Source organism: Bradyrhizobium manausense, from assembly GCF_001440035.1.
In the GTDB taxonomy this organism is placed as follows: Bacteria; Pseudomonadota; Alphaproteobacteria; order Rhizobiales; family Xanthobacteraceae; genus Bradyrhizobium; species Bradyrhizobium manausense.
The window spans coordinates 158486-181938 of sequence record NZ_LJYG01000116.1 but is presented as its reverse complement, the minus strand read 5'-3'; the positions used below and the strand labels follow the sequence as shown (position 1 = coordinate 181938).

General features: G+C 63.6%; 27 protein-coding genes. 20 read left to right on the top strand and 7 right to left on the bottom strand.

The genetic code is table 11. The features are described 5' to 3' along the window. Window positions 1-12 precede the first annotated feature (12 nt). Complete coding sequence (locus AOQ71_RS41080) at window positions 13-537, bottom strand: A24 family peptidase (RefSeq protein ID WP_057759450.1); 525 nt, start codon at window positions 535-537, stop codon at window positions 13-15. Between the two features lie 334 nt (window positions 538-871). After that, window positions 872-1036: a Flp family type IVb pilin gene (locus tag AOQ71_RS41075; RefSeq protein ID WP_057759447.1), complete on the bottom strand. Its 165-nt coding sequence runs from the start codon at window positions 1034-1036 to the stop codon at window positions 872-874. Between the two features lie 256 nt (window positions 1037-1292). On the opposite strand from AOQ71_RS41075, the gene AOQ71_RS41070 reads away from it, so the two are divergent. From AOQ71_RS41070 to AOQ71_RS41055, 4 genes are all read left to right on the top strand, one after another. Further along, the gene (locus tag AOQ71_RS41070; protein WP_057759916.1) at window positions 1293-2132 is read left to right on the top strand and encodes a sterol desaturase family protein; all 840 of its coding nucleotides are present in this window, start codon (window positions 1293-1295) and stop codon (window positions 2130-2132) included. A gap of 131 nt (window positions 2133-2263) precedes the next feature. After that, window positions 2264-2767, top strand: a complete 504-nt coding sequence (locus AOQ71_RS41065; protein WP_057759446.1) for a pilus assembly protein N-terminal domain-containing protein — start codon at window positions 2264-2266, stop codon at window positions 2765-2767. 249 nt (window positions 2768-3016) lie between these two features. Further along, complete coding sequence (locus AOQ71_RS41060) at window positions 3017-3595, top strand: TadE/TadG family type IV pilus assembly protein (protein WP_057759913.1); 579 nt, start codon at window positions 3017-3019, stop codon at window positions 3593-3595. 149 nt (window positions 3596-3744) lie between these two features. Next, window positions 3745-4320, top strand: coding sequence for a TadE/TadG family type IV pilus assembly protein (locus AOQ71_RS41055; protein ID WP_057759444.1), 576 nt, complete (start codon window positions 3745-3747; stop codon window positions 4318-4320). Window positions 4321-4436: 116 nt separating this feature from the next. On the opposite strand, the gene AOQ71_RS41050 is transcribed toward AOQ71_RS41055, so the two are convergent. From AOQ71_RS41050 to AOQ71_RS41040, 3 genes are all read right to left on the bottom strand, one after another. Next, the gene (locus AOQ71_RS41050; protein WP_057759442.1) at window positions 4437-4649 is read right to left on the bottom strand and encodes a cold-shock protein; all 213 of its coding nucleotides are present in this window, start codon (window positions 4647-4649) and stop codon (window positions 4437-4439) included. A 270-nt stretch (window positions 4650-4919) separates the two neighbouring features. Further along, window positions 4920-5210 (bottom strand): translation initiation factor IF-1, encoded by a 291-nt coding sequence (gene infA, locus AOQ71_RS41045; protein ID WP_008546913.1) that lies wholly within the window; start codon window positions 5208-5210, stop codon window positions 4920-4922. Between the two features lie 23 nt (window positions 5211-5233). Further along, entirely contained in the window at window positions 5234-6769 is a 1536-nt protein-coding gene (locus AOQ71_RS41040) for a DEAD/DEAH box helicase (protein ID WP_057759440.1), read from the bottom strand. A 498-nt stretch (window positions 6770-7267) separates the two neighbouring features. Here AOQ71_RS41040 and urtA point away from each other — a divergent pair, with 498 nt between their 5' ends. From urtA to AOQ71_RS40960, 16 genes are all read left to right on the top strand, one after another. After that, complete coding sequence (gene urtA, locus AOQ71_RS41035) at window positions 7268-8590, top strand: urea ABC transporter substrate-binding protein (protein ID WP_057759438.1); 1323 nt, start codon at window positions 7268-7270, stop codon at window positions 8588-8590. 82 nt (window positions 8591-8672) lie between these two features. Continuing rightward, complete coding sequence (gene urtB, locus AOQ71_RS41030; protein ID WP_057759436.1) at window positions 8673-10283, top strand: urea ABC transporter permease subunit UrtB; 1611 nt, start codon at window positions 8673-8675, stop codon at window positions 10281-10283. Beyond that, window positions 10280-11449, top strand: coding sequence for an urea ABC transporter permease subunit UrtC (gene urtC / locus AOQ71_RS41025; protein ID WP_057759434.1), 1170 nt, complete (start codon window positions 10280-10282; stop codon window positions 11447-11449). The genes urtB and urtC overlap by 4 nt, the downstream gene beginning before the upstream one ends. A gap of 5 nt (window positions 11450-11454) precedes the next feature. Next, window positions 11455-12216 carry an urea ABC transporter ATP-binding protein UrtD gene (urtD, locus tag AOQ71_RS41020; protein ID WP_057759432.1) on the top strand — a complete coding sequence of 254 codons (762 nt, stop codon included), beginning with the start codon at window positions 11455-11457 and terminating at the stop codon, window positions 12214-12216. 3 nt (window positions 12217-12219) lie between these two features. Then, window positions 12220-12915: an urea ABC transporter ATP-binding subunit UrtE gene (gene urtE / locus AOQ71_RS41015; protein WP_057759430.1), complete on the top strand. Its 696-nt coding sequence runs from the start codon at window positions 12220-12222 to the stop codon at window positions 12913-12915. Between the two features lie 53 nt (window positions 12916-12968). Next, window positions 12969-13811 carry an urease accessory protein UreD gene (locus tag AOQ71_RS41010; protein ID WP_057759428.1) on the top strand — a complete coding sequence of 281 codons (843 nt, stop codon included), beginning with the start codon at window positions 12969-12971 and terminating at the stop codon, window positions 13809-13811. A gap of 40 nt (window positions 13812-13851) precedes the next feature. After that, window positions 13852-14154 (top strand): urease subunit gamma, encoded by a 303-nt coding sequence (locus AOQ71_RS41005; protein WP_007605424.1) that lies wholly within the window; start codon window positions 13852-13854, stop codon window positions 14152-14154. A gap of 9 nt (window positions 14155-14163) precedes the next feature. Next, window positions 14164-14469 (top strand): urease subunit beta, encoded by a 306-nt coding sequence (locus AOQ71_RS41000; RefSeq protein WP_057759426.1) that lies wholly within the window; start codon window positions 14164-14166, stop codon window positions 14467-14469. 42 nt (window positions 14470-14511) lie between these two features. Continuing rightward, window positions 14512-15624 carry a patatin-like phospholipase family protein gene (locus AOQ71_RS40995; protein ID WP_057759424.1) on the top strand — a complete coding sequence of 371 codons (1113 nt, stop codon included), beginning with the start codon at window positions 14512-14514 and terminating at the stop codon, window positions 15622-15624. Window positions 15625-15638: 14 nt separating this feature from the next. After that, window positions 15639-16178, top strand: coding sequence for an HD domain-containing protein (locus tag AOQ71_RS40990; protein ID WP_057759422.1), 540 nt, complete (start codon window positions 15639-15641; stop codon window positions 16176-16178). A 37-nt stretch (window positions 16179-16215) separates the two neighbouring features. Continuing rightward, the gene (ureC, locus tag AOQ71_RS40985; RefSeq protein WP_057759420.1) at window positions 16216-17931 is read left to right on the top strand and encodes an urease subunit alpha; all 1716 of its coding nucleotides are present in this window, start codon (window positions 16216-16218) and stop codon (window positions 17929-17931) included. A 126-nt stretch (window positions 17932-18057) separates the two neighbouring features. Further along, the gene (locus AOQ71_RS40980) at window positions 18058-18357 is read left to right on the top strand and encodes a putative quinol monooxygenase (protein WP_057759418.1); all 300 of its coding nucleotides are present in this window, start codon (window positions 18058-18060) and stop codon (window positions 18355-18357) included. Between the two features lie 6 nt (window positions 18358-18363). Next, window positions 18364-18999: an urease accessory protein UreE gene (locus AOQ71_RS40975; RefSeq protein ID WP_057759416.1), complete on the top strand. Its 636-nt coding sequence runs from the start codon at window positions 18364-18366 to the stop codon at window positions 18997-18999. After that, entirely contained in the window at window positions 18980-19708 is a 729-nt protein-coding gene (locus AOQ71_RS40970; protein WP_057759414.1) for an urease accessory protein UreF, read from the top strand. The genes AOQ71_RS40975 and AOQ71_RS40970 overlap by 20 nt, the downstream gene beginning before the upstream one ends. 65 nt (window positions 19709-19773) lie before the next feature. Continuing rightward, window positions 19774-20397, top strand: a complete 624-nt coding sequence (ureG, locus tag AOQ71_RS40965; RefSeq protein WP_057759412.1) for an urease accessory protein UreG — start codon at window positions 19774-19776, stop codon at window positions 20395-20397. A 314-nt stretch (window positions 20398-20711) separates the two neighbouring features. Continuing rightward, on the top strand, window positions 20712-22370 hold the full coding sequence (locus AOQ71_RS40960; protein WP_057759409.1) for a CHASE domain-containing protein: 1659 nt from the start codon (window positions 20712-20714) through the stop codon (window positions 22368-22370). Between the two features lie 27 nt (window positions 22371-22397). Here the strand turns inward: AOQ71_RS40960 and AOQ71_RS40955 are convergent, their stop codons facing one another. Beyond that, window positions 22398-22757 carry a RidA family protein gene (locus AOQ71_RS40955; protein ID WP_057759407.1) on the bottom strand — a complete coding sequence of 120 codons (360 nt, stop codon included), beginning with the start codon at window positions 22755-22757 and terminating at the stop codon, window positions 22398-22400. 59 nt (window positions 22758-22816) lie between these two features. Beyond that, the gene (locus AOQ71_RS40950) at window positions 22817-23425 is read right to left on the bottom strand and encodes a TetR/AcrR family transcriptional regulator (RefSeq protein ID WP_057759907.1); all 609 of its coding nucleotides are present in this window, start codon (window positions 23423-23425) and stop codon (window positions 22817-22819) included. Window positions 23426-23453 lie beyond the last annotated feature (28 nt).

The window sequence follows — 23453 nt, the reverse complement described above, 5'->3', positions numbered from 1 at the left end:
TTATCGCGGCGTTCAGCGCAGTGCGAGGTGAGCGAGGTCGATCGCCTTCACCCATTCGGTTTCGGGATAGACCAACAGCGCGCCAAGCGCGAGTGCGATGCCGTAGGGAATGCCGGTCTGCTTGTCGTGAAGCCGTGCGAGCCAGGCCTGGCCGGCAAGTCCGTAAGGGAGCGGCCATTGTCGGAACTGCAGCAGCAGCAGCGTCAGCGCTCCGCCGAACAGCGAGGCGTAGAGCAGGAAGTCCATCAATTGGGCGAAGCCGAACCAGAGCGCCACGGACGCGGCAACCTTGGCATCGCCCCCGCCCATCCAGCCCATCGCAAAGCAGGTGAAGGCCACGACGAGCAGTAGCGCGCCGGCACCGACATGGCTCAGCATCTCGTAAGGTGCCATACCACCGGCCAAGGCGAGCACGAAGAAACCCGCGACCAGCGTCAGCGACACGCGGTTGGAGATCGTCATCGTGAAAAGATCGCTGGCGGCCGCGAACGCCATCAGGGCCGGGAACAGCAGAAGGCGCGCGAGGTCGAGTGTCATGGGCTGCGTCTGGAGGCCTTGGTCTGTCGCGGAAACGGGGCGCCGGCGCATGCTAGAAGGCAGTGTTAAACAAACCGACAACGGCCGCCGCAGCTTCGGAACGACGTCGCCGGCGGTCTCACCACATGCTGGCGATGCGCATCGCCAGCGTGATCATTGCGAGCAGCAGGGCAAGGCAAACCCAATAGGCCGACGCGTCGCCGCGCGCCGTGTCCGCCTCGGTCGCCGCCATTGCGGCATCGGTTCTGTGCTCACGCAACGCCACTGGAACTCGCCGTGTCATGAAAACAAAGGCCCCGGAGGTCCGGGGCTTTTGCCGTTTTCGTCGCTCGGCTTACTTCAGCGAGGTGCTGATCGAGCCGAACTTGGTGTTCAGCGTGCTGCCGAGGTTGTTAACGACAGTGATGATGGCCAGCGCAATGCCGGCGGCGATCAGACCGTATTCGATGGCGGTGGCGCCGGATTCATCCTTCACGAAACGCGCAATCAGGTTCTTCATGAACTAAACTCCGTCTGGGTGAGGTCGCCTCGTTCGGCGCTGTCTTGACGCGCCGACCATGTGAGCCGAGCTCTTTCGGCGGGGTTAATTCAATCGCTCAAACCCGCCGCGTGCGCGGTGCTTTTGGCCAGAGTGAATTTCGCCTTAAGGCGCCCGTCGTGATTCGTTCCGGTTCTGAACTCTGCGTCAACTTCACCCAACCTTAAATTTCGCGGCGTAGGCGTGAGTGGATCAGCAGCCTGGAAGAGACGCGATGATGTCGAGCCTGCCCATGCAAGTCGCCCTGATGCTCGGCGAGACCATCGCGAAGGTGATCCCCGTTACCTTCATGCTCGCGGTGGTCTTCACGGTGCTCGAGCATTTCTGGGCTTGCAATCCAGGTCCGGCGTGGTGGCGCAAGCGCGAGATCGTGACCGACATCTGCTACTGGTTCTTCGTTCCGGTGTTTGCCCGCACCATGCGGATCGGACTGCTGATCGTCACCGCCGGCATCGTCTTCAACATCCACGACGCGGACGAGCTGATCGCCTTCTACGACAATGGCCACGGCCCGCTGTCGCAATTGCCGCTCTGGCTGCAGGCCGTGCTGTTCCTGGTAGCGTCCGACTTCATGCTGTACTGGCTGCACCGGCTGTTTCACGGCGGCGGGTTCTGGAAATACCATGCGATCCATCACTCCTCAGAGGAGATCAGCTGGATTTCAGCGGCGCGCTTTCATCCGGTGAATCTGATGCTCGGAACGATCGGCGTCGACGTCGTGCTGCTGATGGCCGGCATATCGCCGAACGTGATGATCTGGGTTGGCCCGTTCACGACCTTCCATTCGGCGTTCGTGCACGCCAATCTGAACTGGACCTTCGGGCCGTTCCGGTATGTGCTGGCGACGCCGGTGTTCCACCGCTGGCACCACACGGCGCTCGAAGAGGGCGGTGACACCAATTTTGCCGGCACTTTCCCGATCTGGGATGTGCTGTTCGGCACCTTCCGCATGCCGAAGGGCGAGCTGCCGCAGGACTATGGCAAGGACGAAGCGACCATGCCGAAGGAGATTGCCGGCCAGCTCGCCTATCCGTTCCGCCACCAGGCCGGGCGATAAAACGCAAGTCCGTTAGAACAATAGTCGGCGAATTTGCGGAACGTTCACGAATTACAGGCAGGTTAACCGGGTCGGGCGCCGGCTCCGCTTCCGATCGATTCTGCCGGTCTGTGACGTCCCGGGGTAAGAGTATGCGTAAAGAGTTTCTGCGCCGCCATGCGCGCGTCTGTCTCCTGGCTGCGGCTGCTATGCTGGCATCGCCGGCGATCGGCCTTGCCGAGCCTACCGTTGATACCATTGCGGTCAATGTCGATCAGGCCAAGCTGGTGCGCTTGCCCGGCAAGGTCGCCACCATCGTGGTCGGCAACCCCCTGATCGCCGACGTGACGCTCCAGCCCGGCGGCATGATCGTCGTGACCGGCAAGGGTTACGGCGCCACCAACTTCATCGCGCTCGATCGCGGCGGTGAGATCCTGGTCGATCGGCAGATCCAGGTCGAAGGCCCAAGCGACCGGCTCGTCACCGTCTATCGCGGGATCGAGCGGGAATCCTACAGCTGCATGCCGCTCTGCCAGCGCCGCGTCACGCTCGGCGACAGCGACCAATACTTCAACACCACGATGAGCCAGGCCGGCTCGCTGAGCAGCAATGCCAGCGGCAACGCCTCTGCGGCCGCGGCTGCCAAGACCAACTGATAAAGACGAACTGACAAAGACCGACAAGACGAACCGGCACGGTCGGCCGGCAGGCCAGGGCGGGACCATCCGGTCCCGCACGCGGTCGCGGGCGACGTAGTTTCTGTTCTCCGGCGTTCGTACTGCCGGCGTGGTTAACCCATTGCTAACAACCCCGCCCGGCCCGAATCGAGTGTCGGAAACATTTGGACAATCAGTTTCCGATATTGATCGAGGCACATGATCGCTGCCGCTGGGGAATTCAACGCGATGCCATCGCCTGTAGCTTCGAGATTGAGGTTCCGGTCCGCACTGCGACGGTTTCGCGATCATCGCGGTGGATCGGCGGCGGTCGAGTTCGCGCTGGTTGCGCCGATTTTCTTCGCGCTGCTGTTTGCCATCGTCGAGACGGCGCTGGTGTTCTTCTCAGGCCAGGTGCTCGAGACCATCACGCAGAATTCCGCCCGCGTGGTGCTGACCGGTCAGGCGCAGTCGGGGTCGGTGGCGGCCTGCGCGGTGAACGGCGTCGCTTCGCCTTGCACGCAGGCGACCTTCAAGACTTACGTCTGTAGCCAGATTCCGGCGCTGTTCAACTGCAACAGCCTGTATGTCGACGTCACGAGCTACTCGTCCTTCTCGGCGATAACGCTGCCGACGCATCTCGATGGGGCGTGCAATTTCGACACCAACATGAACTACAACGCCGGCAATGCCGGCGACATCGTGGTGGTCCGGCTGTTCTATCAGTGGCCGCTGTTCGTGACCGGGCTCGGCTACAACATCGGCTGCGGCAGCACGAACAAGCGGCTGCTGGTGGCAACTGCCGCGTTCAAGAACGAGCCCTACTAAAGCATGATCCGGAAAAGTGTGAAGCGGTTTTCCCTCGCGACATCAGCGGAACGCGTTTGCGCGGAGATCATGCTCAAACAAAGAGCTGAAGCGCGATGACGATTCAACCCAATCTCATCGCGCTTTAGGACAACGGATCGGGCACGGCGATGCAGGCGATTGCAAGATTATGGCGGGCGGCCGGTTTTTCGGCGTGCGAATTCCTTGCCGACGGCAGAGGTCTTGCCGCGACCGAATTCGCGGTGATCGTTCCGCTGATGCTGGTGATGATGTTCGGCACCGTCGAATTCTCGTCAGCCATCGCGATCGATCGCAAAGTGACGCTGATGGCGCGGACGCTGGCGGACCTCACTTCGCAGTCGACCACTGTCGCCGATACCGACATGACCAATTTCTTCGCGGCCTCGACCGCAATCATGACGCCTTATGACGCGACGCCCGTGTCGGCGACGATCACCGAACTTTACGTGGATTCCACGCAGACGGCGCATGTGCAGTGGAGCAAGGGGACGGCCCCGCGGGCGCAGAGATCCACTGTCTCGATTCCCACGACGCTCGCTGTCGCCAACACCTATCTGATCTTCAGCGAGGTCAGCTACATCTACACGCCGTCGGTCGGCTACGTGCTCAAGAATTTGATCACGCTGAGCGACGTCGCCTACACCCGCCCGCGCCTGTCGAGCTGCGTCTATTACAGCCCGGGCACCAGCTGCACGACATATTGAGCCCATCTGCTCTTCGGACATGAAAAAAGGCCGTGCATTCCGCACGGCCTTTTCTGTCGTTGGGTGCGTTCAGGCCGATCCAGGTGCGCGCCCCGCAAAGGCGCGCGCTTTCGATCTCAGCCTGCGTCGCGGAGATTGTCGGCAGCCGACTTGCCGGACCGGCGATCGGCGACGATCTCGTAGGAGACCTTCTGGCCTTCGCGCAGCGAGCCGAGGCCGGCGCGCTCGACGGCGCTGATGTGAACGAACACGTCCTTGCCGCCGTCGTCGGGCTGGATGAAGCCATAGCCCTTGGTCGCGTTAAACCACTTCACGGTTCCCATGCTCACGGGGGTAGTCCCTTCTCAGATACACAATGGTAGAGCCCGCTCGCGCAGGCAGGTTAGATCGAATTTTTGGAAGGGTCGTCAGCGTGTCTGAACCGGCTGTACCGGTGGATGCTAATGTCGTCCGGCCGAAAATCGATTAATTCATTTTATTGGAATTAAGGCCTCAAAACAATCCTGGCGCGCACGATTTTTTGATCCGCCGTGATGCCCGCGGCGGATCAGCATACAGGTCAGCATTTTAATTCCGCGCCCAGGCGGGGCGAGGGCCGATCAGCGGCGGCGGAACTGGCCGCCGCGCTGGGGGCCACCGCGCGGCGGTCCACCGGCGGTCGCGGGCCGTTCGTCCTTGTGACGGAAAATCAGCCGGCCCTTTTCGAGGTCGTAGGGCGACATTTCCACCGTCACGCGGTCTCCCGCCAGCGTCTTGATGCGGTTCTTCTTCATCTTGCCGGCGGTGTAGGCGACGATCTCGTGCCCGGCGTCGAGCTGGACGCGGTACCGCGCGTCGGGGAGGATTTCGGTGACCAGTCCTTCGAACTGGATCAGCTCTTCCTTAGCCATGAATTTCTCCAGGTCGTGGACGGCTAGTGCGAATGGGGTTTGCGGTTCGGGTGGCCGTTCGGCCGACTCTCACGGCGCAAAAAGGCCACGCCTTGTATCCCATCAGGCGCTCCTGCGCTATGCGCGGAACGCTGTTCGGGGCGTTCGTTTGGCGAATGCATCTTACCACCGGAGCGGCGGCGGCGAGAGCCCTTCGAGCCGTTTCCGGGCCTTCCGTCCACATGCCGCGCCTCGCCATGACGGCCCTCACCGGGCCGCCCGTCGCTCGGCTTGCCGGAGCTGTGATGGCGTCCGTCGGCATGCCTGTCGTCGCTACGCCGTCCGTCGCCATGCCGTGCGCTTTGCGGGCGCTGGCCCGGGCGGCCGCCCGGCCGGCCCTGCCGTTGTTGCTGGGGCGGGGGAGCGCCGGCATCCGTGCGGAGGTCCTCGCGCGGCAGCGCCACCTTGATCAGCCGCTCGATGTCGCGGAGATAGCTGAGTTCCTCGCCGCCGGCGACCAGCGAGATCGCGGTGCCGTCGGCGCCGGCGCGCGCGGTCCGGCCGATCCGGTGCACATAAGTCTCCGGCACGTTCGGCAGGTCGTAGTTGATGACGTGGCTGATGCCGTCGACGTCGATGCCACGGGCGGCGATATCGGTGGCGACCAGGGTGCGGATTTCGCCGGAGCGGAACTGCGCGAGCGTGCGCTCGCGATGGTTCTGCGATTTGTTACCGTGGATCGCGCTGGCGGGGATGCCGGCCCGCTCCAGCGTCTTCACGACCTTGTCGGCGCCGTGCTTGGTGCGGGTGAAAACCAGCGCTCGGTTAATCGGCTCGTCCTTCAGCAGCTTGGTCAGGAAGGTGGCCTTGGCCGAGAAATCCACCTGGATGATGCGCTGGTTGATGCGCTCGGCGGTCGAGGAGACCGGGGTCACCGCGACGCGCGCCGGATCACGCAGCATGGAATCGGCGAGCTCGGCAATGTCCTTCGGCATGGTGGCGGAGAAGAACAGCGTCTGTCGCTTGATCGGGAGTTTCGCGACGATTTTGCGGATGTCGTTGATGAAGCCCATGTCGAGCATGCGATCAGCCTCATCGAGCACGAGGAACTCGACGCTGCCAAGCTTCAGCCCGTTGCTCTGCACGAGGTCGAGCAGGCGGCCGGGGGTGGCAACCAGCACGTCGACGCCCTGCATCAGGGCGCGGACCTGGCGACCCATCGGCACGCCGCCGATGGCGAGCGTCGAGGACAGGCGAATGTGCCGGCCATAAGCGTTAAAGCTGTCGAGGATCTGCCCGGACAGTTCGCGGGTCGGCGAGAGCACCAGCACGCGGGCCGTCTTGGGCTGTGGCTTGATCCGGTTCTCGAGCAGGCGATGCAGGATCGGCAGCGCGAAGGACGCGGTCTTGCCGGTGCCGGTTTGGGCGATGCCGACGACGTCGCGGCCGGTCAGCGCCAGTGGAATGGTTTGGGCCTGGATGGGGGTCGGGGTGACGTAATTCTCTTCGGCGAGAGCGCGTGCGATGGGTTCGGCGAGGCCGAAGTCCTGAAACGAAGTCAAAAGATGGGTTCTTTCCATGTCAAATGCCGGCGCCCGACGCAATCAGCGGGGCGCGTGCATAAGGGTGTCGAGAAGACACCTGCGTGTTTGGGGTGTCGGATGGCTTGGGAGATATGGGGCAAGCCAGAGGCCCGTGGGGGCTTAAGAACACGCGGCTCGCAACGATCGCTCGATTCGCGATCTCCATCCTCATATGGAACATTGACGGGGCGCTTTCAAGGCGGGCCGTCGACCGGTAGCGATGGCAGTGCAAAAATAGTTATGCCGGATTTTTAGCCAATGTGCCTATTTTGCTCAAAAAATGACCTGGCTGCCGCATGCGCATACAATTTAACTGCCTAAATTTTGAGCCGCCAGACTGCGGCTAAAGTTTGATGGCAGCAGAATTGTCTAGATTAACCAATCACTTGGCAGGTGCCCAGCCCATGGCATGGTTCTTGCGATTCCGTTAATCGCAGGCGGCCGTGGGGCCGTTTCGCAGCGTTTTCACGTCTGCGTTAGGGAGATGATACATCCATGCCTACCAAATCCATTCACGATATAGCGGCGTCATTTAGCCGCCGCGGCGTGCTCGCCGCGACCACCGGACTGTTGCTCGGTTTGGCGTCCATTTCCGGCGCGAAGGCCGCGGACGACACCATCAAGGTCGGCGTCCTGCACTCCCTCTCCGGCACCATGGCCATCAGCGAAACCACGCTGAAGGACACCATTCTCTTCCTGATCGACGAGCAGAACAAGAAGGGCGGCGTGCTCGGCAAGAAGCTCGAGGCCGTCGTCGTCGACCCCGCCTCGAACTGGCCGCTGTTCGCCGAAAAGGCGCGCGAGCTGATCACCAAGGACAAGGTCTCGGTCGTATTCGGCTGCTGGACCTCGGTGTCGCGCAAGTCGGTGCTGCCGGTGTTCAAGGAGCTCAACAACATCCTGTTCTACCCCGTGCAGTACGAGGGTGAGGAATCCGAGCGCAACGTGTTCTACACCGGTGCTGCGCCGAACCAGCAGGCGATCCCTGCCGTCGACTACCTGATGAAGGACGAGAAGGTGAAGCGCTGGGTGCTCGCGGGCACCGACTACGTCTATCCGCGCACCACCAACAAGATCCTGGAAGCCTATCTGAAGTCGAAGGGTGTCGCCCAGGAAGACATCATGATCAACTACACGCCGTTCGGTCACTCCGACTGGCAGACGATCGTGGCCGACATCAAGAAGTTCGGCTCGGCCGGCAAGAAGACGGCGGTGGTCTCCACCATCAACGGCGACGCCAACGTCCCCTTCTACAAGGAGCTCGGCAACCAGGGCATCAAGGCGAAGGACATCCCGGTGGTCGCGTTCTCGGTGGGTGAGGAAGAGCTCGCCGGCATCGACACCAAGCCGCTGGTCGGCCATCTCGCCGCCTGGAACTACTTCCAGTCGATCAAGACCCCGGCGAACGAGAAGTTCATCAAGGACTGGCAGGCCTACACCAAGAACCCGAAGCGCACGACCAACGATCCGATGGAAGCCCACGTGATCGGCTTCAACATGTGGATCAAGGCCGTCGAGAAGGTGAAGTCGACCGATCCGGACAAGGTGATCGATGCGCTTCCCGGCATCGAGGCGCCGAACCTGACCGGTGGCACCTCGAAGATGCTGCCGAACCACCACATCACCAAGCCGGTGTTCATCGGCGAGATCAAGGGCAACGGCCAGTTCGACGTGGTCTGGAAGACCCCGGGTCTGGTGGCCGGTGACGCCTGGTCTAAGGAGCTCGAGGGCTCCAAGGACCTGATCGGCGACTGGGTCGGCAAGAAGTGCGGCAACTTCAACACCAAGACCAACAAGTGCCTCGGCTCCGGCTCCTGATCCGGGCCTGACGTTCGACTGCACGACGGGAGAAGACGGCTATTCCGCCGTCTTCTCCCCACTTCTGCCGGGGTGATCCACAGTGCCAACCAAATTGTCCGCTCGTTTTTGCAGCTTTGTCCTGTCGCTGTTCCTGATCGCGTTCGCACTGCCGGCCTTTGCCGGTCCGTTCGAGGATGCGGTCGCCAAATTCGCCAACGACGATTATTCGGATACGGACGAAGCAATCGGCGCGGTCGCAAGCAGCGGCAACAAGCTCGCCTTTCCGATCATCAGCGCACTGCAGGACGGCCGCCTCATGGCCGATCCTGACACCAAGAAAGTTTACGTCACCGGCACCGACGGCAAGTCGATCGACGCCGCGACCGGTGAGCCTGTCGCCAGCGTGCCCGACAGCGCCAACGCCGTCCGTCTCAACAACCGCCTGCGCCGCAGCGTCGATGCTGCGCTCGGCAGCCTGACGCTGCAGTCGCCCGATCTCGGCGCGCGGCTCCAGGCCGCTCAATCCGTCTTCAAGTCGCATGAAGAGACCGCGCTCGAGGCGGTCGAAAGCGCGCTCGCGAAGGAGAGCAATAAATCGGCCAAGACCGCGCTCGGCGAGGCACGTGCGGCGATCCTGCTGTTCAAGTCCGACGCCACCGAAGTCCAGAAGCTCGAGGCCGTCGCCACCATCAAGGCGCGCGGCGATCAGGACGCGCTGGCGCTGCTCTCCGACATCGGCACCGACCAGCCGGCCTCCGTCGCGAAGGCCGCGACGAGCGCGATCGGCTCGATCCAGAATACGCTGGCGGTCTGGTCCACGGTGCAGAATGCCTGGTACGGCCTTTCGCTCGGCTCGGTGTTGCTGCTCGCCGCGATCGGGCTTGCCATCACCTTCGGCGTGATGGGCGTCATCAACATGGCCCATGGCGAGATGGTGATGTTAGGGGCCTACACCACCTTCGTGGTGCAGGAGGTGATCCGCACCCGTTATCCCACTCTGTTCGACTATTCGCTGCTGATCGCGGTGCCGCTCGCCTTCCTTGTTGCCGGCGCCATCGGCGTGCTGATCGAGCGCAGCATCATCCGCTTTCTGTATGGTCGGCCGCTGGAGACGCTGCTCGCGACTTGGGGCCTGTCGCTGGTGCTGCAGCAGGCGGTGCGCACCATGTTCGGCCCGACCAACCGCGAGGTCGGCAACCCCTCCTGGATGAGCGGTGCGTTCGAGCTCGGCCAGATCACCATCACCTATAACCGGCTCTGGATACTCTGCTTCACGCTGGCGGTGTTCGTGATCCTGCTCGCCATGCTGCGCTACACGGCGCTGGGCCTCGAGATGCGCGCCGTGACGCAAAACCGGCGCATGGCGGCCTCGATGGGCATTGCCACCTCGCGCGTCGACGCGCTGACCTTCGGGCTGGGGTCAGGTATTGCCGGCATCGCCGGCGTGGCGCTGTCGCAGATCGACAATGTCAGCCCCAATCTCGGCCAGAGCTACATCATCGACAGTTTCATGGTCGTGGTGTTCGGCGGCGTCGGCAATCTCTGGGGCACGCTGGTCGGCGCCTTCACGCTCGGCATCGCCAACAAGTTCCTGGAGCCGGTCGCCGGCGCTGTGCTCGGCAAGATCGCGATCCTGGTCCTGATCATCCTGTTCATTCAAAAGCGGCCGCGCGGCCTGTTCGCGCTCAAGGGCCGTGCGGTGGAAGCATGACCCCTCACATGCTGACGCGATCGCTGGACCGCGGCGCGGCGATCTTCCTGATGGTCGTCGCCGCCTGCGGCATCCTCATCCCGCTCTCCAACCTGCTGCTGCCGACGGGCTCGTTCCTGCAGGTGCCGACCTATCTGGTCGCGCTCTGGGGCAAATATGTCTGCTACGCCATCCTGGCGCTCTCCATCGACCTGATCTGGGGTTATTGCGGCATCCTCTCGCTCGGCCACGGCGCCTTCTTCGCGCTCGGCGGCTACGCGATGGGCATGTACCTGATGCGGCAGATCGGCACCCGCGGCGTCTACGGCAATCCCATCCTGCCCGACTTCATGGTGTTCCTGAACTGGCAGAAGCTGCCCTGGTACTGGTACGGCTTCGACATGTTCTGGTTCGCGGCGTTGATGGTGCTGGTCGTGCCGGGCCTGCTCGCCTTTTGCTTCGGCTGGCTCGCCTTCCGCTCCCGCGTCACCGGCGTCTATCTGTCGATCATCACGCAGGCGATGACCTATGCGCTGCTGCTCGCCTTCTTCCGCAATGATTTCGGCTTCGGCGGCAATAACGGCCTGACCGACTTCAAGGACATCCTGGGCTTCAACGTCCAGGCCGAGGGCACCCGTGCCGCGCTGTTCGCACTGAGCTGTCTGGCGCTGATCTTCAGCTTCCTGATCTGCCGCTCGGTCGTGTCCTCCAAGCTCGGCAAGGTGCTGATCGCGATCCGCGACGCCGAATCGCGCAGCCGCTTCCTCGGCTACCGCGTCGAATCCTACAAGCTGTTCGTGTTCACGCTGTCGGCCTGCATGGCCGGCGTTGCCGGCGCGCTCTATGTGCCGCAGGTCGGCATCATCAACCCATCCGAATTCGCGCCGGGCAATTCGATCGAGGCGGTGATCTGGGTCGCGGTCGGTGGCCGCGGCACGCTGGTCGGCGCCGCGCTCGGTGCCATCGTCGTCAACTACGCCAAGACCTTCTTCACCTCGGGTGTGCTGGCCCCGTACTGGCTGTTCATGCTGGGTGCGCTGTTCATCCTGGTGACGTTGCTGCTGCCCAAGGGCATCGTCGGCACCTTCAGCGCCTGGCGCGAGTCGACGAGAGAGAGGCGTCCGGCCGCGACGAGTGCGAGCGCGGCGGCCGAAGACGGCATCACCGAACCGAACATGGCGGAGTAGCGGTCATGAACGTCATGGATACCCGCGCGACCTCCGCGATGCTCTATCTCGACGGCGTGCACGTCTCGTTCGATGGTTTCCACGCCATCAACAACCTGTCGCTGACGCTTGCGCCCGGCGAGATGCGCGCCATCATCGGCCCGAACGGCGCCGGCAAGACCACGATGATGGACATCATCACCGGCAAGACCAAGCCGGACGAGGGCACCGTGCTGTTCGACGGCGTCACCGATTTGACGCGGCTCGACGAGACGCGCATCGCCGAGCTCGGCATCGGCCGCAAATTCCAGAAGCCGACGGTGTTCGAGAGCCAGACCGTGCAGGACAATCTGCTGCTGGCGCTCAACGTCGATCACAGCGTCAAGGGCACGCTGTTCTGGCGCGGCAGCAGGGCCGAGTCGGAGCGCATCGACAAGGTGCTGGAGACGATCCGCCTCACCGACGCCCGCAACCGCCTCGCCGGCAGCCTCAGCCACGGACAGAAGCAGTGGCTCGAGATCGGCATGCTGCTCGCGCAGGATCCGAAACTGCTCCTCGTCGACGAGCCCGTCGCCGGCATGACCGACGTCGAGACCCACCTCACTGCCGAGCTGCTGAAGGAGATCAACAAGACCCACACCGTCATGGTGGTCGAGCACGACATGACATTCGTGCGCGAGCTCGGGGTCAAGGTCACCTGTCTGCACGAAGGCACCGTGCTCGCCGAAGGAACCATCGACCAGGTCTCGTCCAACGACCGGGTCATCGAAGTCTATCTGGGACGGTGAGCGATGCTTGAGGTCAAGGACATCAACCTGTTCTACGGCGCGGCGCAAGCGCTGCGCGGCGTCTCGATCGCCGCCGAGCCTGGCAAGGTGACCTGCGTGCTCGGACGCAACGGCGTCGGCAAGACCTCGCTGCTGCGCGCCATGGTCGGGCAATATCCGATCTCCTCGGGCTCGATCCTGTTCGACGGCGGCGACATTAGCGGCCTCAAGCCCTATGAGCGGGCGCGCAAGGGCATCGGCTTCGTGCCCCAGGGCCGCGAGATCTTTCCGCTGCTGACGGTCGAGGAGAACCTCAAGACCGGCTTTGGCCCGCTCAAGCGCCAGGACAAGAACATTCCCGACGATGTGTTCTCGCTGTTTCCGGTGCTGCAATCCATGCTCGGCCGGCGCGGCGGCGACCTCTCCGGCGGCCAGCAGCAGCAGCTCGCGATCGGCCGCGCGCTGGTGATGCGGCCAAAATTGCTGCTGCTCGACGAGCCGACCGAGGGCATCCAGCCCTCGATCATCAAGGACATCGGCAGGGCGATCTCTTACTTGCGCAACCTCGGCAACATCGCCATCGTGCTGGTCGAACAATATCTCGACTTTGCCTGCGAACTCGGCGACAGCTTTGCGGTGATGGATCGTGGTGCGGTGAAATTCACCTGCGACCGCTCCAATCTCGACCCAAGCGAGATCAGCCGTCAGATGGCGCTGTAGGCCGGGGCATTGTAGGCTGGAGAAATCCTGCCGCAGCCGGCTGGGGGAGACGGATGCGCAGCGACGCCTTGGTCACATCTTTGGCGACATCTTCGGTGTTCGAAGCCAATCGCGCCCGCGGTGCCGTGCGCTTCGACGTGCACGCCCGTGACGGCGTGACGCGGCGGGGCGCCTTGCATGAATCCGGCTCGCTCCGGGTGCGCTTTCCCGCGCCGGAGGATGATGGCCTGTCCGGCGTGTTCGTCAATACGGCCGGCGGCGTCGCCGGCGGTGACCAGTTCGACATCGAGATCTCGGCCGCAGATAGCTCGCGTTTGACGCTGACGACGGCGGCCGCGGAAAAGGTCTACCGCGCGCCGGGAGCGGCAGCGCAGCTCAACATTTCCCTGAAGGTTGGCGCCGGTGCGCATCTCGGCTGGCTGCCGCAGGAGACGATCCTGTTCGACCGCGCGCGGGTCCACCGCCGCTTCGACATCGCGCTCGACGAGGCCGCCTCGCTGCTGCTTTGTGAAATTGTCGTATTCGGCCGCACCGCCATGGGCGAGCGCATGGAGCAGGGCGAATTTGTCGACCGCTGGCGGCTCTCCCGTGGCGCCAAGCTGGTCTTCGCCGAGACCGTCAGGCTCGACGGTGATATCGGTGCGAAGCTCGCGCGACCGGCGGTCGCGAAGGGCGCTGCCGCGATCGGCACGGCGCTGATCGTGCCGGGCGACGAGGCATTGGTCGAGCGCCTCCGCGAAGTGTCGGACTCTTTCGCCGGCGAGGTCGGGATTTCAGCCTGGAATGGCTTTGCAATGGCGCGGTTCTGTGCCCAAGATGCGGCGCGTTTGCGTGCCGACATGATGGCCGTGCTGGCGCGCACCGGTGCGGCCCTGCCGCGACTCTGGCTGAATTGACGGCCGGCTGAATTGAAGTGTTGAACCGAAGAGATTTCGCATGAACCTGTCTCCCCGCGAAAAGGACAAGCTTCTGATCTCGATGGCCGCCATCGTGGCGCGCCGCAGGCTGGATCGCGGCGTCAAGCTCAACCATCCCGAGGCGATCGCGATCATCTCCGATTTCATCCTCGAGGGCGCGCGCGACGGCCGCACCGTCGCCGAGCTGATGCAGTCGGGCGCGCAGGTGCTCACCCGAGACCAGGTGATGCCTGGTATCCCCGAGATGATCCACGACATTCAGGTCGAGGCGACGTTCCCCGACGGCACCAAGCTCGTCACCGTGCACGAACCGATCCGATAGGAGAGCGACATGATCCCCGGCGAACTCTTGATCCAGGACGGCGAGATTGAGCTCAATGCCGGCCGCAAGACCGTGACACTGACGGTCGCCAATACCGGCGACCGCCCGATCCAGGTCGGCTCGCACTATCATTTCTTCGAGACCAACCCGGCGCTGAAATTCGACCGCAAGAAGTCCCGCGGCATGCGCCTCGACATCGCCGCCGGCACCGCCGTCCGCTTCGAGCCCGGCCAGACCCGCGAGGTCCAGCTCGTGGCGCTGGCGGGCAAGAAGACGATCTACGGTTTTCGCGGCGACGTGATGGGAAAACTATAGCCGGGGAAACTACAGGCAGGGAAACTACAGGGAAGGTCCGCCATGGATACGCTCGCCAAGGACAAGGTCGAGATCGGACTCGTGCTCCAGGGCGGCGGCGCGCTCGGTGCCTATGAGTTCGGTGCGATCGAGGCGCTGCTGGAATTGATGGACGACATCGATCGTACGGGCCGGACGATCACGCTGGCAGCCGTCACCGGTGTGTCCATCGGCGCGATCAACGCCGCCTGTGTCGTAGGCGCCGCCGACCGGGCCGACGCCAGGCGGCGTTTGCAGGACCTTTGGTCCGGGCTTGCACTGGAGCCGCGCAACTATTGGTGGGGCATCGCGGAGCACGATTTCGCCCTGTTCGGCGTGCACGGCTTCTACAAGACGCGCTACGATTACTGGGATGTCCTCAGCTGGACGAATTTCTACGATACCTCGCCCATGCTCGAGACGCTGAAGGAGCACGTGGATTTTGCGGCGCTGAATTCCAGCCCGACTGCCTTCGTCGTGACCGCGGTCGATATGGTCTCCGGCGAGCTGATGCGCTTCCGCAATGATCCACAGAAGCAGATCGGCCCGCGACACATCCTGGCCAGTGGCAGCCTTCCACCTGGATTTCCGGCGACCCCGATCGACGGCAAGACGTTCTGGGATGGCGGTATCGTCGACAATACGCCGCTCGGCGACGCGATCGAGGCGTTTTCGGGGTCGACAGATGTCGATCGCATTCTCGTGGTGATGAACCTCTTCCGAGGCAAGCGGGCTGCGCCGAAGAACATGATCGAGGTGAACGACCGTCTGAGCGAGCTGCGCTATGGCAATCGGCTTCGCCAGGACGGCGCCAATGCCGCTGTCATCAACGAGCTCCTTCAGACCATCGAGGCCCTTTCCGCAGCCGTTCCTGAAGCGGCGCGAACGCCGGACCTCGACAGGCGGGTGACGCAGGCGCAGCGCTTCAAGACGCTGGGTGCGATCACCAACATCGATCTCGCCGATTCCGATCTGGTCAAGGCGGCCGGCCTGTCGGAGGAGGTCGAGGACTCCAGCGCCTTTCGCGATTTTTCCGCAGGCGGTATCGAGCGACGCCGCAAGGCCGGCTATCGGCTCGCACGGGTGAAGCTCGACGAGGTTTTCAAGACCCGCGGCTTGCTGCCGGCGCTGCACTGACCAGGAGTGTTGTCGTGATTCCCCCGGTCCGCCTCGTCTCCGAAGCTGCTGAACTGGCCGCGCGCCGGCACAACGGCATGTCGCGCAAGGGGCGGGGGAACGAGCCCTACATCAATCATCTCGCGGAGGTCGCGAACCTGCTGGCAACGGCGACCGATGGCGCCGATGCTGAACTGGTTGCGGCCGGTTGGCTGCACGATACGATCGAGGACACCGACACCACGCGCGAGGAGCTGGCGCAAAAATTCTCCGAGCGTGTCGCTTCGCTGGTCGTCGAATGCACTGACGACATGAGCCTGCCGAAGCCGGAGCGGCGGCGGAAGCAGATCGAGGACGCTCCGCACAAATCTCCCGGTGCAAAGCTGATCAAGATCGCCGACAAGATCAGCAATATCGGGGCGCGTATTCATTCCGATCCCAGCTCCGACGAACGCGATGACCTCGCCGATTACACCGGCTGGGCCGAGCAGGTCGTCGCCGGTTGCCGTTGCGGTAGCGTCTGGCTCGACACGACATTCGACGACATGGTGCGAAAGGCGAGGGCTTCGCTGTGAGCACTGACCAAGAATTCAAACGCAAACGGGGCTTGTGATGTCCGTCAAGATGAAGCGTTCCGTCTACGCCGACATGTTCGGCCCGACCACCGGCGACAAGGTGCGGCTGGCCGACACCGATCTCATCATCGAGGTCGAGAAGGATTTCACGACCTATGGCGAGGAGGTGAAGTTCGGCGGCGGCAAGGTGATCCGTGACGGCATGGGCCAATCGCAGGTGACGAACAAGCAGGGCGCGGCCGACACTGTCATCACCAATGCGCTGATCGTCGATCACTGGGGCATCGTGAAAGCCGACGTCGCCATCAAGGACGGGATGATCTCGGCGATCGGCAAGGCCGGCAATCCCGACATCCAGCCGGGCGTCACCATCATCATCGGCCCGGGCACGGACGTGATCGCGGGCGAAGGAAAGATCCTCACCGCAGGCGGCTTCGACAGCCACATCCATTTCATCTGCCCGCAGCAGATCGAGCACGCGCTGATGAGTGGCGTCACCTCGATGCTCGGCGGTGGTACCGGTCCGTCGCACGGCACCTTCGCCACGACCTGCACACCCGGCCCCTGGCATATCGCGCGGATGATCCAGTCGTTCGACGCCTTTCCGGTCAATCTCGGCATATCAGGCAAGGGCAACGCCTCGCGGCCCGCTGCTCTGGTCGAGATGGTCAAGGCCGGCGCCTGCGCACTAAAACTGCACGAGGATTGGGGCACGACGCCGGCCGCGATCGACAACTGCTTGTCCGTCGCCGACGATTACGACGTCCAGGTCATGCTGCATTCCGACACGCTGAACGAGTCAGGCTTCGTCGAGGACACCATCAGGGCCTTCAAGGGCCGCACCATTCACGCCTTCCACACCGAAGGTGCCGGCGGCGGCCACGCGCCTGACATCATCAAGGTCGCAGGGCTCAAGAACGTGCTGCCGTCCTCGACCAACCCGACGCGGCCCTTCACCCGCAACACCATCGACGAGCATCTGGATATGCTGATGGTGTGTCACCACCTCGATCCCTCGATTGCGGAGGATCTCGCGTTCGCCGAAAGCCGCATCCGCAAGGAGACCATCGCGGCCGAAGACATTCTGCACGACCTGGGCGCGCTCTCCATGATGTCCTCGGACTCCCAGGCGATGGGTCGTCTCGGTGAGGTCATCATCCGCACCTGGCAGACCGCCGACAAGATGAAGAAGCAGCGCGGGTCACTGCCGCAGGACAAGGGCAAGGACAACGACAATTTCCGGGTCAAGCGCTACATCGCCAAATACACCATCAACCCCGCGATCGCGCATGGCGTGTCGAAGCTGATCGGCTCGGTGGAGAAGGGCAAGCTCGCCGATCTCGTGCTGTGGTCGCCGGCCTTCTTCGGCGTCAAGCCTGATTGCATCGTCAAGGGCGGCACCATCGTTGCAGCTCCGATGGGTGATCCCAACGCCTCGATCCCGACGCCGCAGCCTGTGCACTATCAGCCGATGTTCGGCGCGTTCGGCAAGGCCCGTACCGCGTCCTCGGTGGTCTTCACTTCGAAAGCCGCCGTCACCGGCGGGCTCGCCCGCAAGCTCGGCATCGAGAAGAAGCTCTATGCGGTCCAGAACACCCGTAGCAAGATCTCCAAGAAGAGCATGATCCACAACGACGCCACGCCCACTATCGAGGTCGATCCGGAGACCTACGAGGTGCGCGCCGACGGCGAGTTGCTGACCTGTCCGCCCGCCGAGGTGCTGCCGATGGCACAACGATATTTCATGTACTGAAATAGCGCCTCAACGCATGTCCCCGGCACCTCCGGGGACGGCTTTTTGCGGTTTTGCGTTCGATCCCGGCTGGTCTAATGTCTCGCCCGGTATCTAACCAGAGAAGAAAAGCCGGGAGGATTTCTCGTGATCTACGTCGTTGCCACCTTGACCATCAAGCCCGAAACCCGTGCCGAGTTCATCGCAGCCGCCACCGCCTGCATCAAGGAGACGCGGAAGGAGCCCGGCAATATCGCCTACGATCTGCACGAGAGCGTGACCGATCCCACCAAGATGGTGTTCGTCGAGCAGTGGGAGAACATGGAGGCGCTGGGGCCACATCGTGCCGCCGAGCACATGAAGACGTTCGGCCGGGTCGCGGTAAAGTGCTTCACGGCGCCGCCGAAGATCGAATATATCACGCCCGAGAAGGTCGAGACGAGGTAACAGCGAATGATCCGGGCGACGCAGGTTAAGGGACAGCACCGCTTCGCGGAAACGCCGGCGGATACGGTCGTGCTCGATTTCGACGATCGGCACCGCCGCCGCATGGCGATGACGGGGACCCGGGGCCTCGAATTCCTGCTCGACCTGGAGAACGCGGTTGCGCTGCGCGCCGGGGATGCGCTGGTGCTGGAGGACGGAAGGCTCGTCGAAGTGGTGGCAGCGCCCGAGCCGCTGCTCGAGATCCGCGGCCGCGATCCGCACCACCTCATCCGCGTGGCCTGGCATCTCGGCAACCGCCATCTGCCGACGCAGCTCATGACCAAAGCCTTGCGCATTCGCCGCGATCACGTCATCGAAGCCATGGTGAAGGGGCTTGGCGCGAGGGTGGTCGAGATCGAGGCGCCGTTCGATCCTGAGGGTGGGGCCTACGCCGATGCCGGCCATGCGCATGGCCACGATGATCACGGCCATCACGATCATGCACATCATGATCACGGTCACCATGATCATGATCACGGCCATGATCATCATCATGGCCATGCCGCGCATGACCATGGGCATGATCACGACCATCACCATGACGAACATTGCGACCACCCCGACCATCATCACGGCCACAAGCATGCTCATGACCGCAAATGAGCCTGACGGTGCCGGCGACCTCGCCGAACGCGAGGCGGCGGCGCTGTACCGGCTGATGACGTGGCTGTCGCCGGCGTTTCCCGTCGGCGGCTTCTCCTATTCCAGCGGCATCGAATGGGCAGTTGAGGCCGGCGATATCACAGACCTCTCGTCGCTCGCCGATTGGCTCGATGCCATGCTTAGTGAGGGCTCCGGCGCTTGTGACGCGACGTTTCTCGTTCACGCTTACGGTGCCGCCGAGGCGGGCGAAGATGCTGCTCTGAGCGACGTCGCCGAGCTCGCCGCCGCCTTCGTGCCGTCGCGCGAGCGGCAGCTCGAAACCACCTCGCAAGGCCGCGCCTTCATCGACATCTCGCGCACGGCGTGGGATGCGGACGGCCTGGATGCCATGGTCGCGGCATGCCGCACGCCACTGGTCTATCCCGTTGCGGTGGGCGTTGTCGCCGCGCTGCACGGCGTGCCCCTGGCAGCGACGCTGCACGCCTTCCTGCATGCGCTGGTCTCGAACTGGATTTCCGCAGCGAGCCGGCTGATTCCGCTCGGCCAGACCGACAGCCAGCGCGTGCTGGTGAGGCTGGAAACTGCCGTCGCTGCGACCGCGAGCTGGGCGCTGAGCGCGACACTGGACGATCTCGGCAGTGCAACCTTTCGCGCCGATCTCGCCAGCCTGCGCCACGAGACGCAATATACGCGGCTGTTTCGGTCATGAGGCACGATCTTGCCACAGCGTCGTCCCGGCCTCCGTCGGGACAGCATTTAAGAGAGAGCAATTAAATGGCAACTTCTCACGGTCCTTTGCGCGTCGGCGTCGGCGGCCCGGTCGGATCGGGCAAGACCGCGCTGATGGACCTGCTCTGCAAGACCATGCGCGAGCGTTACGACATCGCAGCGATCACAAATGACATCTACACCAAATGGGATGCGGAATTCCTTGTGCGCTCGGGTTCGCTGACGCCGGATCGCATCGCCGGCGTCGAGACCGGCGGCTGTCCGCACACTGCGATCCGTGAGGACGCCTCGATGAACCTTGCGGCGGTCGCCGACATGCGCGCGAAATTTCCCGGGCTCGATCTCGTGCTGATCGAATCCGGCGGCGACAATCTCGCTGCCACCTTTTCCCCGGAGCTTGCCGACCTCACCATCTACGTGATCGACGTTGCAGCCGGCGACAAGATCCCCTCCAAGGGGGGCCCGGGCATCACCCGTTCCGACCTCCTGGTCATCAACAAGATCGACCTCGCGCCTCATGTCGGTGCGTCCCTGGAGAAGATGAACACGGATGCCAAACGCATGCGCGGCGAGCGTCCCTTTGTCATGACCAATCTCAAAAGGAGCGACGGGCTCGATCGCATCGTCAGCTTCATCGAGACCAAAGGTGGTCTGAAACGAGCGGATTGAAGCGGACGGGCTAACGGGCCGCGGCGACGCGGCGCAGGCCTTTCCCGCCGTTAACGCCTAAGGCAAAACGCAGCCAACGGAACAAATTTCGGACACGGCGATTATCTACCTCCGGTGCCCGGGGCAAAGCCGCAGATGGTCGGACGATCGGCCGGGCGGATTAAGCTTTTTGGGCGACCCAAGTTGCGTACAGATGCCTCCTCCGTCATTATCCTTGCCACTGGGGTCCACCCTGTTTCGGCACAGGGCCGTTCGAGCGGCGTTCATATGCTCCGTGTTTGTTGCCGACCTTCTTCCTTCGCCTGAGTAGTCGCGTGGTCCGGCTGGGTTTCATCATCGGCTTCATCGCTCTGCTCGGAGCCTTGCTCTCGGGGCTTGCGGCTTATCGTGTCCACGATCAGGAGCTGGCGCTGGACCGGATCGCGCTGGCGCGCGCGATCGACGTTCATGCGAGCCTGGTCCAGGACCGCTCAACCGAGCGTGAGCTGCTGGCGCGTGTCGCCTCAGGCCTGTTCCGGGCGCCATCGGTGCTGAAGCCCAATATGCTGGAGCCGCTGCGCTCGGCGATCTACGCCTTCAAGACCGACTTCGTGGTGGCCGGCTGGGTTGCCCGGCTTCGCCCGAGCGAGCTCGCCGCGGCGCAGGCCGCCCTTGCCGCCGCCGGCTTCCCGAAGCCGCAGATCCGTGATTTCAACGACAAGCCAATCGATCCGGCAAGCGTAACGCAGCCGATAGATGTGCTGATGGACCTCGAGCCGCGCAGCGACGAGACCATGAGGCTGCCAGGCCGCAGCTATGATGACGATCCGGTTCGCAGTGCGATGCTGACCCGGGCCAGGGTCGAGAAACGGTCGGTTGCCTCCGATCCGATACCGTTGTTGCGTGAGAACGGACCGATCGGCGTCATCGTCGCGGCCCCCGTCATTCCCGAAGGCGCGACCGAGCCGGCCGGCTTCATCACGTTTTCCTACGAGCTGGCCTCGCTGATGCTGACCAATGACGACCTGTCGTTGTTCTCGGTCGCGCTGAAGGATCCGCGCAAGGAGGGCAGCGAGCTCGTTGCCAGCGACCAGGGCGTCGTCTCGACCCGCATGACCTCACCGGACGGGCCGGCACCGTCGGCGACACGCACCATCAGCTTCGGCGGTCGCGACTGGCAGCTCGGCTATTACGCCAAGACCAATTCGGCGCGGCGCGCCGAGCAGACCGCGATCATCGTGGCGGCGATCGGCTTTGCCATCACCGCGATGGTGTGCGGCCTGTTCGGTTATGTCGCCTACAACAACTTAAGGCTTAGCCGCGAGATCCAGGTGCGGATCGGCTTCGAGCGGCGGCTGACGGCCGTCATCGACGAGCTGAATCATCGCGTGAAGAACATCCTCGCGGTGATCCAGTCGATCGTGACGCGCACGCTGCGCCATGGCTCCGACATCGACGTTGCGCGCGAGCTCCTGATCGGCCGCATCCACGCCATGTCCAACGTGGTCTCGCTGCTCAGCGAGAGCCAATGGCAGGGCGTCAAGCTGAAGGGCCTGTTCGAGGCGCGCGCGATTCCGCACGCTGACCGCATCGCCGTCAGCGGCCCTGATATCGCCGTCAGCGCGCGCGCCGCGCAAAGCCTGTCGCTGCTGTTCTTCGAGCTCGCCTCGCATTCGGATGAAGGCCTGTCGCTGGTCGGCAAGCATCCACACATCACCGCGAACTGGACGGTGACGGGTGAGGAGCCCGAGACTGTGTTTCATTTCCGCTGGGAGGAGTTCAACACCAGCGAGGCGACGCGTCGCCCGGATTCGGATTTCGGCCTGATCCTGCTTGACCGCGTCGCCCCCGAAGCGCTCGGCGGCAACGCCAAGCGCTACTTCACCGACGTCTCTTACGTCTACGAGCTGACGGCTCCGATGGAGACGGTCGTCGACATGACCGAGCGCGACCGCACGGACAAGATTTCCGCGCCGGTGCGCCCGGCGAAGTAGGCGCGAGGCAGGCTTGTCGCCCGCGCTTCAGGCCGCGCCCACGCGAGCCGCGATGGCGGTCATCTCGAGCTTGACGTCAGGGCCGAGATCGGCCACGCCGACGGCGGCACGCGCCGGCAAATGAGCTCCCGCAAAATGCGCTTTCCAGGCCGCGTTGAATGCAGCCTTCTCGCTGAGATCAGTCATGAAGATGGTCACCTGCAGGACGTTGGCCATGTCGGATCCGAGGGTGTCGAGCAGACGCGACAACTGGCCGAGCACATCATTGGCCTGACCCGACATGTCCTGGCTCGTGTCCTCGGGGACGATTCCGCCGATGTAGAGAACGCCTGCATGCTCGACCACTTCGTGGAGCAGTCCTTCGTAGGGCAGGATGCGCTTGACCATGATGGGAACGATGCTCCTCCGGGAAGTTGTGAGATTGGGCCGTATCTTGTGCGCCGGCTTTAGCCCTTCGGCCGCAAGACCAGGTCGACCAGGGACCGCGCATAGGCCGGCGTGATCGGCGCGATGCCGAAGACGTAGCGGTAGAACAGGCTGCCATAGATGGCGTCGTAGAGATCTTCGGCCGGCGCTTGCGCCAGGATGCTGCCGTCGCGCTGGCCGGCCGCGATCATCTCCACCAGCGCGTCGCGGCGGAATTGCAGATAGCGGGCATAGAAAAGCTCGGCCGAGCCGGTCTTGGAGATGCATTCGGAGATCACGGCAAGCTGCACCTTGCCGAATTCGCCCTGCAGGGCTTCGGCATAGGCCACGGCATGACGGCGGGCGCGCGCGGCGGGCGTGCCCGCGCTCGCCGGCGGCAGCGGCAGCATTTGGGCGGCGTGATGGAGAAAGGCGTCGATCAGCAGCGCCTCCCGCGACGGCCACCATTTGTAGATGGTCATCTTGGAGACGTTGGAGTGGCGTGCCACTGCGTCGATCGTGGTCGCGGCAAGGCCGGTCGCAGCCATCAGCGCATAGGCGCTTTCGAGGATGGCGTTGGTGGTCTCGATGGATCGCGGCCGGCCGCGCCGGGGTGCACCCTCGGCCGCATCGCTCGTGTGTTTCGCCATGACCAAGCCGGTCTCTCCTTGCGCAGAG